Origin of the sequence: Flavobacterium sp. LMO8 (genome assembly GCF_009495755.1) — a bacterium.
GTDB lineage: Bacteria > Bacteroidota > Bacteroidia > Flavobacteriales > Flavobacteriaceae > Flavobacterium.
The window spans coordinates 277,605-292,464 of the sequence record NZ_WIBJ01000031.1; the positions used below are offsets into that span (position 1 = coordinate 277,605).

Annotated in this window: 12 protein-coding genes and 1 tRNA gene; 8 read left to right on the forward strand and 5 right to left on the reverse strand. The window is 34.1% G+C overall.

The features are described from left to right. The first annotated feature begins 43 nt into the window (after positions 1–43). Positions 44–376, forward strand: coding sequence for a 2Fe-2S iron-sulfur cluster-binding protein (locus GFJ94_RS09190; protein WP_153201249.1), 333 nt, complete (start codon positions 44–46; stop codon positions 374–376). A gap of 31 nt (positions 377–407) precedes the next feature. Here the strand turns inward: GFJ94_RS09190 and GFJ94_RS09195 are convergent, their stop codons facing one another. The 5 genes from GFJ94_RS09195 to GFJ94_RS09215 all read right to left on the reverse strand — a co-directional run bounded on the left by GFJ94_RS09195 (position 408) and on the right by GFJ94_RS09215 (position 4,503). Continuing rightward, positions 408–1,190, reverse strand: a complete 783-nt coding sequence (locus tag GFJ94_RS09195; RefSeq protein ID WP_153201250.1) for a DUF3050 domain-containing protein — start codon at positions 1,188–1,190, stop codon at positions 408–410. A 124-nt stretch (positions 1,191–1,314) separates the two neighbouring features. Then, positions 1,315–2,493: an acyl-CoA dehydrogenase family protein gene (locus GFJ94_RS09200; protein WP_133608551.1), complete on the reverse strand. Its 1,179-nt coding sequence runs from the start codon at positions 2,491–2,493 to the stop codon at positions 1,315–1,317. A 199-nt stretch (positions 2,494–2,692) separates the two neighbouring features. Beyond that, positions 2,693–3,352, reverse strand: a complete 660-nt coding sequence (locus tag GFJ94_RS09205) for a tRNA1(Val) (adenine(37)-N6)-methyltransferase (protein WP_153201251.1) — start codon at positions 3,350–3,352, stop codon at positions 2,693–2,695. Between the two features lie 53 nt (positions 3,353–3,405). Further along, positions 3,406–3,933, reverse strand: a complete 528-nt coding sequence (rimM, locus tag GFJ94_RS09210; RefSeq protein WP_153201252.1) for a ribosome maturation factor RimM — start codon at positions 3,931–3,933, stop codon at positions 3,406–3,408. Between the two features lie 15 nt (positions 3,934–3,948). Then, positions 3,949–4,503 carry a 30S ribosomal protein S16 gene (locus GFJ94_RS09215; RefSeq protein WP_153201253.1) on the reverse strand — a complete coding sequence of 185 codons (555 nt, stop codon included), beginning with the start codon at positions 4,501–4,503 and terminating at the stop codon, positions 3,949–3,951. Between the two features lie 172 nt (positions 4,504–4,675). Between GFJ94_RS09215 and GFJ94_RS09220 the strand changes: the two genes are divergently transcribed. The 7 genes from GFJ94_RS09220 (at position 4,676) to GFJ94_RS09250 (ending at position 14,335) form a co-directional block, all read left to right on the forward strand. Continuing rightward, positions 4,676–5,371 carry a DUF6252 family protein gene (locus tag GFJ94_RS09220; RefSeq protein WP_153201254.1) on the forward strand — a complete coding sequence of 232 codons (696 nt, stop codon included), beginning with the start codon at positions 4,676–4,678 and terminating at the stop codon, positions 5,369–5,371. Positions 5,372–5,527: 156 nt separating this feature from the next. Then, positions 5,528–10,051 carry a DNA polymerase III subunit alpha gene (gene dnaE, locus GFJ94_RS09225; RefSeq protein ID WP_153201255.1) on the forward strand — a complete coding sequence of 1,508 codons (4,524 nt, stop codon included), beginning with the start codon at positions 5,528–5,530 and terminating at the stop codon, positions 10,049–10,051. A gap of 65 nt (positions 10,052–10,116) precedes the next feature. Further along, a complete protein-coding gene (locus GFJ94_RS09230) occupies positions 10,117–10,692 on the forward strand; it encodes a peroxiredoxin-like family protein (RefSeq protein WP_153201256.1) in 576 nt (191 codons plus the stop codon). A gap of 106 nt (positions 10,693–10,798) precedes the next feature. Next, the gene (gene trxA / locus GFJ94_RS09235; RefSeq protein WP_133608539.1) at positions 10,799–11,116 is read left to right on the forward strand and encodes a thioredoxin; all 318 of its coding nucleotides are present in this window, start codon (positions 10,799–10,801) and stop codon (positions 11,114–11,116) included. 120 nt (positions 11,117–11,236) lie between these two features. Further along, a complete protein-coding gene (locus GFJ94_RS09240) occupies positions 11,237–12,163 on the forward strand; it encodes a DUF58 domain-containing protein (protein WP_153201257.1) in 927 nt (308 codons plus the stop codon). 86 nt (positions 12,164–12,249) lie between these two features. Continuing rightward, a tRNA-Asp gene (locus tag GFJ94_RS09245) sits at positions 12,250–12,326 on the forward strand. A gap of 164 nt (positions 12,327–12,490) precedes the next feature. After that, on the forward strand, positions 12,491–14,335 hold the full coding sequence (locus tag GFJ94_RS09250; protein WP_238989454.1) for an RHS repeat-associated core domain-containing protein: 1,845 nt from the start codon (positions 12,491–12,493) through the stop codon (positions 14,333–14,335). The last annotated feature ends 525 nt before the right edge of the window (positions 14,336–14,860 follow it).

A 14,860-nucleotide genomic window follows, 5' to 3' on the forward strand; every position in this document is an offset into this window, starting at 1 on the left:
TTGAGTGAACCTTAAACTTGAAACCTTAAACCTGAAACTAAAAATGCCACAAGACGTAACCATTTTTATAACCGACAGAAACGGAGTACGACACGAAGTGTTAGCCCCAACCGACATGAACATGAACATTATGGAGTTAATTCGTTCTTATGAATTAGCCGAAGAAGGAACCGTGGGAGTTTGTGGCGGAATGGCGATGTGCGCTTCTTGTCAGTGTTATATTTTAAATGATGTAATCTCATTAGATCGGAATCCAGATGAAGAAGCAATGCTTTGGGAAGCCTATCACGTAAAGGATAATTCACGATTAGGTTGTCAAATTCCACTCACTGAAGATTTAGAAGGATTGGAAATTGAAATAGCACCAGAACAATAAAAAAAGCGAGAAGTAATTCTCGCTTTTCATTTTATACCAATTCGTGTTTATGCTCTACTTGCTCTTCAATTGCATTCCAAAGCTCGATTCTCTTTTCTAAAGCTAAAACCGAAACTTCTTCTACTTCTTTCCATTTTTGTTCTGAATCACCACAAAGTTCTGCAATCATTTGCATTGCCATTGGTCCGTGCTCATCGGCGTCTAATTCAATATGTCTTTCGAAATAATAAATTAGTTTTGATAAATCGGTTTCAGGGAAGTTTTGCTGAAAGTTTCTCAAGATTTCAGTAAACATATTCGGAATTAAATCTTCTCTTCCAAAAGTAAAGGCAGCTGCAATTTCATGTGGTTTTCCTTGTTCAATCACACGGAAAGTAAAATCTAAAAACGCTTTCACATTCGGATGTAAATCGCTTTGTTTTATGGATACAAAAATGTTTTTGGTTTCTTCTACATTCTTCAAAAAAGCATTGATTTGAGTTGTTGAAGCATCACATTGGGTCATCGCATCTAAATACATTTCAAAATGACTTTGTCGCGTTCCGTCTAACGTTAAATCGGTTTCTTCGGCTACAACTATCTCGTTAATTAAATAACGAATTTCTGGATTCCCAATTGGTAACCATGGAGTAGTAGTGCAAGTTAATTTATTCTGCAAGGCTTTTAGCAGCGACATAAAATCCCAAACCGCATAAATGTGGTTTTCTAAAAAACAATGTAAATCGTCAATCGTTTTTACTTTATTGTATAACGAATGATTTAATAATTGTTCTTTTTGACTTTGAATCGATTGGTTTATGGTTTGAATATTCATAGGGCAATTTTTATTTCTATATACGAAATTCTAACCTCTTTTGGTTTTGAATCCGTACACTACAAATGTAAAAATGCTTCCCTAAAAAGAGAAGCATTTTGTATCAATTTTATCTATTGTTTAATTACTTGAATGCTGGGAAACCTGTAACATCCATACCTGTAATTAACAAGTGAATATCGTGAGTTCCTTCATAAGTAACTACAGATTCTAAATTCATCATGTGTCTCATGATAGAATATTCACCTGTAATTCCCATTCCGCCTAACATTTGACGTGCATCACGAGCAATTGTTAGCGCCATATCAACATTGTTTCTTTTTGCCATCGAAATTTGAGCTGTAGTAGCTTTTCCTTCGTTTCTTAAAACTCCAAGTCTCCAAGTTAATAATTGTGCTTTTGTGATTTCAGTAATCATTTCAGCTAATTTCTTTTGTTGTAATTGTGTTGCTCCAATTGGTTTGTCAAACTGAATACGCTCTTTTGAATAACGTAAAGCAGTATCATAACAATCCATTGCTGCTCCAATAGCTCCCCAAGCAATTCCATAACGTGCAGAATCTAAACAGCCAAGTGGTGCTCCTAATCCAGATTTGTTTGGTAATAAGTTTTCTTTTGGAACTTTTACATTGTCAAAAATAAGCTCTCCAGTTGCAGAAGCTCTTAATGACCATTTATTGTGTGTTTCAGGAGTTGAAAAACCTTCCATTCCTCTTTCCACGATTAATCCGTGAATTCTTCCTTCTTCGTTTTTAGCCCAAACCACTGCAATGTCAGCAAACGGCGCATTCGAAATCCACATTTTAGCACCATTTAATAGATAATGATCACCCATATCTTTAAAATTAGTCACCATTCCACCTGGATTTGAACCAAAATCTGGCTCAGTTAAACCAAAACAACCAATAAATTCTCCAGTGGCTAATTTTGGTAAATATTTCATTCTTTGTTCTTCGTTTCCGTATTTCCAAATTGGATACATTACCAGTGAAGACTGAACAGAAGAAGTCGAACGTACACCCGAATCTCCTCTTTCAATTTCTTGCATGATTAATCCGTAAGAAATTTGGTCTAATCCAGCACCTCCATATTCCACTGGAATATACGGACCAAATCCACCAATTTCTCCTAAACCTTTTACGATTTGATGAGGAAATTCTGCTCTTTGCGCGTATTCTTCAATAATTGGAGATACTTCTTTTTTTACCCAAGCACGTGCAGCATCACGTACCATTTTATGTTCGTCAGATAATAATTCGTCTAATAAATAATAATCTGGAGATTGAAATAAGTCTGGTCTCATAGTTTTTGATTTGAAAGTAACAAAAGTAAGTAAAGATTTTTAACAAATCAATGAACAAGTGTTATAATTTTTTAAGAAGCTTGATCCAGCTGTCCGCTATATCTTTTTGTTTTATCGAATTCTAAAAACAAATCGTTATTTCATTATTAAAGAAGTGCTCGTAAAACAAAAAGGATGCCGCTACCATCTAGGCTATGGGTTACATCTTCAAATAGAAATCTTTCGTTAATTCTATGTATTCCGGAGTATAATTATGTCTAGAAATTTCAATCACTAATTCATCAATTAAAGGAGTTTGCTCTATTCTGCAAAAAGCTAATAAACTTCTTTTGATTTCCGATGTTGGCGTGCCTTTTACACGAGTAATTTTTAGTGGAAATAAATCTAATTCTTTACATAAAGAAACAAATCTCTCTTCTTCTTTATAAGGAATAATTACAGAAAAAATTCCGTTATCTGAAAGTAATAATGCAGCTGCCTCAATTAATTCTTCAAAAGGTAAAGCGTCTTCAAAACGTGCTAAATCTCTCGAAGTATTATCAGTTTTATAATCATCGGTGTAAAAAGGCGGATTGGAAATAATTAAATCGTATTCGTCTTCAGGCTCGTCTACAAATTCATCCAAACCTGCATGAAAACAGAATAATTTATCACCCCAAGGTGAGGTTTCAAAGTTTTCTACGCATTGTTCGTAAGCATCTTCGTCAATTTCAATCGCATCAATTTGTTCGGCGTTACTTCTTTGGGCTAACATCAAAGATAAAACTCCAGTTCCAGCTCCAATATCTAAAACATTGTACGGATTGTTGATTATCGGAGTCCAAGCACCAAGTAAAACACCATCTGTGCCAATTTTCATAGCACAGCGATCTTGATTAACGGAAAATTGTTTGAATGTAAAAGTCATTGGAATTATCCAAGATAAAGGTCAACCAATCCTTCAGGAGTTTCTAAAGTAATGGTTTTGTTTGCTCTGTCAAGTGCAATGATAAAGTCATCAATAAGCGGAATTAAGATTTCAGTTCCGTTTTTATCAATTTCAAAAAGTGGTTGAGCACCACTATCATTAATAGCAGTAATTTTTCCAATGTTTCCTAAACGGGTATCAATTACATCAAATCCAATTACTTCGTGATAATAAAACTGAGTGCCTTCTAATTTAGGTAACATAGAAAGTGGAAGATAGATTTCACTTCCCATAATTTCGTCTGCTTCTTCTTCTGTTTGAATGTCTTCAAAACGAACACGTAGGAATTTTTCTTTGTGAAGCGAACTACTTTCAATAAAAAATGGAACCAGACTTTTGTTGATTTCAACAAAAACTGATTCCAAATTTTGATACAATTCGGGTTCATCGGTATCTAAATATGCCAATACTTCCCCTTTGAAACTAAATTTTTTTGCGATTTTACCTAAATAGAAACAATCTTCTTTACGCATGGAATCGCTATAAAATTATGCTTGAGTTTCTTCGTTGTTTTCTTCAACAGCTGGAGTTTCTTCAGCAGCAGCTTCTACTACTTCTTCAGTTACTTCTGCTGCAGCTTCTTCTACTTTCGCAGCTTCAGCTTGAGCAGCAATACGTTTTGCGTTTGCTTCTTGTTCAGCTTTGAATGCTTTTGCTTTTGCATCAGCCTCTGCTTTAGATAAACCAGATTTTTTTGCATCAACTTTACCAGCTTTCTCATCTAACCAAGTTGCTAATTTAGCATCAGCTTGTTCTTGAGTTAAAGCACCTTTGCGAACTCCTCCATCTAAGTGGTGTTTTAATAAAGCACCTGTGTAAGATAAAATTGCTCTTGCAGTGTCAGTTGGCTGAGCACCATTGTGTAACCATTGTGCTGCTTTTTCGATATTTAAATCGATAGTAGCTGGGTTAGTGTTTGGATTGTAAGTTCCGATTTTCTCTAAGAATTTACCATCTCTTTTTGATCTTGCATCTGCTGCAACAACCCAATAAAAAGGTTTCCCTTTTTTTCCGTGTCTTTGTAATCTAATTTTTACTGACATAATCTTGTGATTAATTTGAGGTTCTCGACCTCGGTTATTTAAGGGTGCAAATATATAAAACTTTGCAATACAAATGTATAAGTTTGTGTAAAATATTTTTTCGTTGAAAATGTATTTATTTCAATAAATAAGTTATTTTTGTTACCTACATAAAATATAAGGACAAATTAAAATGAAAAAAATACTTTATCTATTAGTTGCAACAGTTTTATTTACTTCTTGTCAAGAAGATATTCAAACTAATACTCCTGCTTTTCAGGCAACTTTTAACAATGCGCCTTGGAGAGCTAATTATTCAGAGGTATCAATTGGAGAAAATGGTGGTTTAGTTATAACAGCATATACTCAATATGAAACAATTGTATTAAAAACTAGTAGCGCTAATGTAGGTACTTATGTTTTAGGAACTGCTAATTCAAATGATTTTGCTTCTTATGATTTTAATAGCCCAGAAATAACAGAATCTTATGATTCAAGAGTGTATGACGGTCCTGCGTTTAAATTGTCTGCAGTTCAAAATGCTGGTACAGGTTATGTGGCTAATGCTACTGGTGCTCAAACTACTGGAGGTTCTGGTTCAGGATTAAGAGTGGCTACAACTACGCTGAATGGATCGGTTACTGGAATTACTTTAGTATCAAGAGGTATTGGTTATAGAGCAGGTGATTTGATTACAATTGTTGGTGGAAATAATAATGCTAGATTTAGAGTAGTTAATGTGCAACAAAGTAATGGAGAAATTACGATAACAGAAGCGTTAGATGATAAGTATACTGGAAATTTCAAGTTTAATGTAGTTAATGAAGATGGAGAAGTAGTAACTTTTTCAGAAGGGGTTTTCTATAAAGTACCATTGGCTACATTCTAATATTTTTTATAATAGTTTACGAAACCATCCAAAGAAATTCGGGTGGTTTTTTGTTTTTGTTGATAACTTAAATTGGGATTCACTAACTTAAAATGTATTTTTGTTTTTATTCAAAAAGCGCAAGAGAGGTTAGTCTTTTGCTTAATTATCAGATAGATGTACTTAATTTTCGATACAGAAACCACAGGATTACCTCGCAGTTGGTCGGCACCCATAACCGATACAGATAACTGGCCTCGTTGTATACAAATCGCATGGCAGTTGCATGACGAAATGGGAAATCTTATCGAGCATCAAGATTATTTGGTAAAGCCCGAAGGTTTCAATATTCCGTATGATGCAGAACGAATTCACGGTATTTCTACTGAATTGGCAATGGAGCAAGGAATTCTCTTATCGGAAGTTTTAGAGAAATTCAACATCGCACTTTCTAAAACAAAATTTATCGTAGGACAAAATGTTGGATTCGATGTTAATATCATGGGATGCGAATTCCATCGTATGAATATTGGTTCCGATATGACTAAAATGCCAGTTTTGGATACCTGTACCGAAATCACTGCCAACTTATTAAAATTACCAGGCGGTCGAGGTGGAAGATTCAAATTACCAACGTTAACCGAATTACATCAATATCTGTTCAATCAACCTTTCGCAGAAGCACACAACGCAACTGCCGATGTGGAAGCTACAACACGTTGTTTTCTTGAGCTAATCAAAAGAGAAGTTTTCACCAAAGAAGAGTTAGATGTAACGCCTGAATATTTCAGAAGTTTCCGAGAAAAAAATCTGGGCGAAATCCAATTAATCGGATTAAAACATATCAATCTAAAACAAGCTTCTGACGAAATCAGAGCACGTTTGAAAAAGATCGAACAAGAGGAAGTTCAAACCACCATTTCAGACGAAGTAAAATCAGATTTAAAAGACGCTGCATTTGCACACTTACATAATCACACTCAGTTTTCGGTGCTCCAATCGACTATTGCGATTAATGATTTAGTCAAAGCTTCGGCAAAATTCAAAATGCCAGCGGTTGCTATGACTGATACGGGTAACATGATGGGCGCTTTCCATTTTGTAAGTGCTGTTATGAATCATAACAAAGTCGCTAAAGCAAAAATTGAAGCCGCAATTGAAGCTGGAGAAGAACCCACAGAAACCGAAATCAAACCGATAGTTGGTTGCGAATTCAATATCTGTGACGATCATAAAGATAAGACCAAGAAAGACAACGGTTATCAAGTAGTCTTATTGGCAAAAAATAAAAAAGGCTATCACAATTTAGCCAAAATGTCATCCATCGCATACACGGCAGGATTTTATTATGTGCCTCGTATTGACAGAAAAGTAGTTGAGCAATACAAAGATGACATCATTGTTTTATCCGGGAATTTATACGGAGAAATTCCGAGTAAAATCCTAAATGTCGGTGAAAGTCAAGCCGAAGAAGCTTTAATTTGGTGGAAAGAGCAATTTGGTTCCGATTTCTATTTGGAATTAATGCGACATAAGCAAGAAGACGAAAATCGCGTCAACCAAACATTAATAGCTTTCGCGAAAAATCACAATGTAAAGTTAATTGCGACAAACAATACCTATTACGTTAATAAAGAAGATGCCAATGCGCACGATATTTTATTGTGTGTAAAAGATGGCGAAAAACAAGCAACACCAATTGGTCGCGGACGTGGTTATCGGTACGGATTGCCAAATCAGGAATATTATTTCAAATCGGGTGACGAAATGAAGCAACTTTTTGCGGATTTACCCGAAGCGATTATCAATATTCAGGAAATTATCGATAAAGTGGAAGCGTATTCTTTGTATAGAGATGTATTACTTCCAAAATTCAAAATTCCTGATGAGTTTGAAGTTCCAGAAGATGTCGAAGACGGAGGTGTGAGAGGCGAGAATAATTATTTAAGACACTTAACCTACAAAGGAGCCGAAAAACGTTATCCAGAATTAACAGATGACATAAAAGAACGTTTGGATTTTGAATTGCTCACGATTTCCAATTCAGGTTATCCAGGTTATTTCTTAATTGTACAAGATTTCATTGCCGAGGCTAGAAAAATGGATGTTTCCGTTGGCCCTGGTCGTGGTTCTGCTGCGGGTTCTGCTGTGGCGTATTGTTTAGGAATTACGAATATCGACCCAATTAAGTACGATTTGCTTTTTGAGCGTTTCCTAAATCCCGACCGTGTTTCCATGCCTGATATCGATATCGATTTTGATGATGAAGGTCGTGGTCGTGTTATGGATTATGTAATCAATAAATACGGAGCAAGTCAGGTAGCGCAAATTATTACCTATGGTAAAATGGCAACTAAATCGGCTATTCGAGATACTGCTCGTGTATTGGATTTACCGCTTTTTGAAGCTGACAGAATTGCCAAATTGATTCCAGGAATGATGCCTTCCAAATGGAATTTAGCCCGATTTTTAGCCGAAGATGAAAGTGAAGTCAAAAAAGCATTACGTTCAGAAGAATTCGACAAAGTAAAAGAATTAATCGGAATTGCTAATTCAGAAGATTTAGCCGGAGAAACCATTCAGCAAGCAAAAGTGTTAGAAGGTTCCATGCGAAACACCGGAATTCATGCTTGTGGAGTAATCATCACACCAGATGATATTACGAATTTCGTTCCAGTTACAACAGCAAAAGATTCCGATTTATATGTTACGCAATTTGACAACTCGGTAGCGGAAAGCGCTGGTTTGTTGAAGATGGACTTTTTGGGATTAAAAACTCTTACCTTAATTAAAGACACGGTTAAATTGGTGAAATATCGTTTAGGAATCGAATTAGATCCTGATAATTTTCCAATTGATGACCAAAAAACATATGAGTTATTCCAAAGAGGTGAAACGGTTGGGGTTTTCCAATACGAATCGCCTGGAATGCAAAAATACATGAAGGACTTAAAACCAACTGTTTTTGCCGATTTAATTGCTATGAATGCATTATATCGTCCAGGACCATTGGAATATATTCCTTCTTTCGTTCGTAGAAAAAACGGCGAAGAAGAAATCAAATACGATTTAGAAGCGTGTGAAGAATACTTAGCAGAAACTTACGGAATTACAGTTTACCAAGAACAGGTAATGCTTTTGTCACAAAAATTAGCCGGATTTTCAAAAGGTGATGCCGACGTTTTGCGTAAGGCGATGGGTAAAAAACAAATTGAAGTTTTGAATAAAATGAAACCTCAATTTATCAATCAAGCCGCAGAAAAAGGTCACGACCCTGTTATTTTAGAGAAAATTTGGAAAGACTGGGAAGCGTTTGCAAGTTATGCGTTTAACAAATCGCACTCTACTTGTTATGCTTGGATTGCTTATCAAACGGCTTATTTAAAAGCGCATTATCCTGCAGAATATATGGCTGCGGTACTTTCTAATAACATGAACGATATCAAGCAAGTTTCGTTTTTTATGGAAGAATGTAAACGAATGGGATTAGCAGTTTTGGGTCCAGATGTGAATGAATCGTACTATAAATTTACGGTAAATGAAAACTATGCTGTTCGTTTCGGAATGGGAGCTGTTAAAGGTGTTGGAGCAGGAGCGGTTCAAACCATTGTTGACAATAGAAAAGATGGAAATTATAAATCTATCTTCGATTTAGCCAAACGTATTGATTTACGTGCTGCGAATAAAAAAGCATTCGAAAACTTAGCATTAGCAGGTGGTTTTGATGGTTTTATAGAAACACATCGCGCCCAATATTTTCATCATGACGGCGACGGAATTACGTTTTTAGAAAAAGCGATTCGTTATGGTTCGAAATTTCAAGAAAACGAAAATTCATCGCAAGTAAGTTTGTTTGGCGATGCGTCGGAAGTGCAAATTGCTGAACCAATCGTGCCTCCTTGTGAAGATTGGAGTACGATGGAAAAATTAGCCAAAGAAAAAGAAGTCGTTGGAATTTATATTTCGGGACATCCGTTAGACGATTACAAGTTTGAAATGAAATATTTCTGCACGGCTAAATTAGAATCGCTTAAAAATTTAGAGCAACATTTGGGTAAAAACCTTTCTTTTGGAGGAATTGTAACTAATGTACAACATCGAACCGCCAAAAACGGAAAAGGCTGGGCGACCTTTGTATTAGAAGGCTATGACGAAAGTTATGAATTCCGAATTTTTGACGAAGAATATTTGAAGTATCGTCATTTCTTGTTGCAAAATCAGTTTGTATATTTTAAGATTAACGTGAAAGAAGGTTGGGTAAATCGCGAAACAGGTAAAAAATCAGATCCTCGAATTCAGTTTTTAGACGCAAAAATGTTAGCCGATGTGTTGCCAACTTTCGCTAAGAAACTATTTATTCATTTAGATATTAAAGATTTGCATTCCAATTTTGTTACTGAATTAAACAATCTTTTTGCTGCAAATTCGGGTGATAATTCAGTAACTTTTGAAGTTATGGAATTGGAAAAAATTAAAACTATAGCAGCAGATGTTTCAGTAATAACGCCAATGGATGTGGAAGAAGAAGTTGTTGATGAATCTGGTGAAGAGGTAGAAATGAATATAGAAGTTCCAGTAGAAAAAGAAGAAATCATTGTAAAAACAAAGCTTTCTATGCCAAGTCGAAAATTGAAAGTGAAAATTTCCTCAGAACTGCTTCAAGAATTAGAAAAAATGCAAGTAAATTTTAAATTGAACTAATTGTTACTTAGCTAACATTTTGTTTTTATAATAGGTTCTAAATTTGTGTTATAAAAAATAGCATTATGAAAAAAATTGTAACATTACTTTTGTTGAGTTTAACAATGAACTCCTTTGCACAAATTGCCGATGCTCCAGAAAACATTTCTCCATTATTAATTGGTGAAAAAATACCCAATATTATCTTACATGATAGTGATGGTGTAGAGGTAAATACAAGCAAAATTTTAAGTAAAAAAACTGTTTTGGTTGTTTATAGAGGAGGTTGGTGTCCTTACTGTAATTCGCAACTAGCTGATATGCAAGAAATAGAAAATCAAATAATTGCTTTAGGTTATCAAATAGTTGCTGTTAGTCCGGATGCACCTTCATTTTTAAAACAGACCGAAGACAAAAAAGAATTGAAATATCAATTATATTCTGATAGCGAAGGAAAATTAGCGCAATCTTTAGGGATAGCCTTTAAAAGAGAAAAGCCAAAATTGGATAAATATTCAGAAGGTAAGAATCCAGGCTTTTTGCCTGTTCCAACGGTTTATGTCCTAAATAAAAATAATGAGATTGAGTTTTTATACATCAATCCTAATTATTCAAAGCGTTTAGATGGGAAATTATTATTAGCAGTGTTAAAATCTTTATAAATCAGTTTTATATATACTTAAATAAATAAAAGCGATTTGAGTTTTTGGTTTAGTACAAAATAAATAGCTATTTTTGTTACTCAATAAAGTAAATAAAATTTAAAATATGGCATTAGCAATAACAGATGCTACTTTTGATGAGGTAGTATTAAAATCAGACAAACCAGTAGTAGTAGATTTTTGGGCAGCTTGGTGTGGACCATGTAGAATGGTTGGGCCAGTTATCGACGAAATCCACAGTGAGTACGAAGGAAAAGCTGTAGTAGGAAAAGTGGACGTAGACGCCAACCAAGAATTTGCAGCAAAATACGGAGTTAGAAACATCCCAACAGTATTAATTTTCCAAAACGGAGAAGTAGTAGGAAGACAAGTGGGTGTTGCTCCTAAGAAAACATATACTGATGCAATTGACGCATTACTATAATATTTGAAAAAGAAAAAGTAAAGGCTCAACGAAAGTTGGGCCTTTTTTTATCCAAGACCTTTCACTCTTCTCCCAAAACCTTTCGCCTGAAATTTAAAATCTTTTCCTATCTTTGAGAATATGAATTTAGAATCTCAAATACAAAAAATATCCAGTTTTCAGCATTTGGAACTTTTGGCTAACCAAATTGTGGAAGGCTTTATTTCAGGAATGCACAAATCACCGTTTCATGGATTTTCAGCGGAATTTGCTGAGCATAAAATTTATAATCCTGGAGAAAGTACGAAGCATATTGATTGGAAATTATACGCCAAAACGGATAGATTGTATACCAAACGCTACGAAGAGGAAACCAATCTGCGTTGTCATTTGATTATAGATAATTCGTCTTCGATGCATTATCCGAAATTGAAAGATAATCAACTATTTTATGAGAGTAAAATAGGGTTTTCGGTATTAGCTTCTGCGGTTTTGATGAATTTACTTAAAAAGCAACGCGATGCTGTTGGATTGAGCGTTTATTCAGATACGTATGAATATTATTCGCCAGAAAAAGGAAGCGACCGTCATCATCGTATGATTTTAAATAAGCTGGAAGGTGTTTTGGAAAATCATAATCAAACCAAAAAAACAGATACGGTAACTTTTTTACATCAAATTGCCGAAAATATTCACCGTCGTTCTATGGTGATTTTATTTACGGATATGTTCCAAAATAAAGACAACGATAAAATCTTCAAAGCACTTCAGCATTTAAAACACAATAAACATAAAGTCGTAGTTTTTCATGTGTATGATGAAAAAACCGAGTTAAATTTTAGTTTTGATAATGCGCCTCGTAAATTTATTGATGTAGAAACAGGAGAAGAAATCAATTTGTTTGCTGAAAATACGCAAGAAATATATCAAAAAGAGGTGCACGAATATTTTAAAACGATAGAAGAAACGTGTATGCAGTATCAAATACGCTATGTGCCCGTATCTGTTGGTGAAAATTTTGAAAAAATTTTATTAACGTATTTGGTTGAAAAACAAAAGTTTGGCTGAAAACGCTGAAAAAAGTTTAATTTTTTTTGCAAAAATATTTGCAGGAATGAAAAAGCGTAGTATATTTGCACTCGCATTACAGCACTGGTTTGGTAGTTCAGTTGGTTAGAATACATGCCTGTCACGCATGGGGTCGCGGGTTCGAGTCCCGTCCAGACCGCCAGTAAAGAGGAAGCCTTTCGTAAAAGAAAGGCTTTTTTGCCCTCTTAAAATATTTAAAATAGTTGTGTTGTTTAGGTACGAAAGTACCAAAAGGTTTAGTAGTTAGACCAATGGAAAGCTTTGCATTTATGCAGGGCTTTTTTGATTTACACCCTTCTAAAACGTTTGCGAAAGACGTTTTTAAATCTTCATATTTCTTTTTTCAAGAAATACAACCATTTAAATCTTCCAACTAAAATTAACTTTGTAAATGGAAATGTAATTAATTATCTTTACATTGCATCTGGACAAAAAATAGCGAAAGACATAGTTGATAATATAGGTTTTGAAAGTGTAGTAACGGATTATTTGACTGGAGGATTTCAATATAAGGATGGTCAATTACAATTTTTTCCTCATGCAGAAGGTTATGTAAACTATACCCCTTCAATAAATAGAGGAGAAGAAGGTTCTTATAATTATGTTTTTAATTACACAGATCATTTAGGTAATATTAGATTAAGTTATGGTTATGATCCATTAACTTCTAATGTCAAAATAATGGAGGAAAACCACTATTATCCTTTTGGTTTAAAGCATACTAATTATAATAGTGATAGATTGCTATATACTAAAGGGTCATTAGGAAGTATTGGATTAAGACGACCAGCACCCATAGATCCAGTTGAGCCATCATACAAGTATAAGTACAATGGTAAAGAATACCAAGACGAGTTGGGGCTTAACATGTACGACTTTGGTTTTAGAAATTATGACCCTGCTTTAGGTAGATGGATGAATATAGACCCGAAAGCAGAAGTGTCAAGAAGATGGACACCTTATAATTATGCCTACAATAATCCAATGTATTTTGTTGACCCCGATGGTATGAGAGCCTTTGATTGGGTAAGTATTAATGGTCAAATGGTTAATGATAGTAGGGTAACTGACCAAAAGACAGCAACTGAAAATTATGGTAGTAATGCAGTTTACAGAGCTCCTGGCTATAAATACACTACGAAATTGGGAAATAATGTTGTATTAGGAGAAAATGGGAATTTCACTGTAAATGGAGAAAATTATGAATCACCTGACTTGGCTCCAGGTACTCTAAGCGAGGTGAATTCGGCTTCTAATCAAGCTATTACCTATTCAACTGAAGGAACTACTGCCGTTGTTGCCTCGCAATTCAAATCTAATGATAATCCTTATGAATTTAATAAACTAAAAGATAATCAAGTAGCATGGAGAACTAAAGCTGTGTTAGGAAAAGTAGGTGCAGGTAGTTTAGAATTTGTTAAAGGAGCTGGTAATGCAACCGCCATCGCAACTCCTTTTTTCCATGGATATGAAATATCAAATAGACCAGATGGTAGTACGACAACTATGGAGAAAGTTGATTTAGGTGTGGAAGTTGTTGGCGGGCTTACTGCAATCGGAAGTATGCTTAAATATATTCCTAATCCTGTAAGTTGGACTATTGGTGCAATGTCTACTGTTTATTCATCAATCCGTTATGGTCAATCCAATAATGTAATGGAAGATATACGTAGCGACCCAGGTACAAACGGATGTTTTGCTGAAGGTACTATGATAACTATGTCTGATGGTTCTGAAAAAGAAATTCAAGATGTTAAATTTGGTGATATAGTTTTAACTTATAATTTTAAAACAACTAAGTTAGAGCCTAAAAAAGTTTTACAAAAAATCAATCCAATTAGAAACGAAATCATTACTATAGGATTTGATAATGGTGTGAAAAATATAAATACCATTGACCATCCATATTTTGTAGAGAGTAAAAAATGGTCGTCTTTTAGTCCTGAATTGACATTTAAAAATTATGGCTTTAGTGTAAATAATATCGAAATCGGAGATTCCTGTTTTTATATTTCAAATGGTAATCTTGTAAAAGTTAAGATAGTTTATTTTGAAGTAACAAATTCAAGCATACAAACTTATAATCTAAGTGATGTTGAAGACAATAATAACTTTTTTGCGAATGGTATTTTAGTACATAATAAAAATTAATATTTGATGAAAAATATATATGAAAAAATAGTAGCTAGTTTAATATTCTCTACAAAAAGCAGTAGTTATAGTAAAAATATATGGCCTTTTACAGTAATTTTAAATTTGTCAGCAGCAATTTCGTTTAACATAGCAAGTATTTGGATGATAATAAATAAGTATTTTTTTCCGCATTTTTCCGATTTTATGAATTTAAATATCTTTAGTAACAAAACTTATAGCGAAGTGGCAAATTTTGTTATTTATTTATTTTTACCTATTTGTCTATTTAACTATCTATATATATTTTATAATAAAAGATATGTATTGTTAGAAGAAAAGTACCAAAAGAGTAATCATATGAAAATAGGTAGGATATATTTTGGATTAAGTTGGTTCGGTTATTTTGCTATTTTTTTCTGGATATATATAATTTTTAAATGATAATTTAGAAAATGGTCAAATTTTCCACTACAACCATTCACTAATCCTAAATTAAACTAGGATTAGTTAACTAGTTTGCAAAAAATTAAACGGCATTGATGT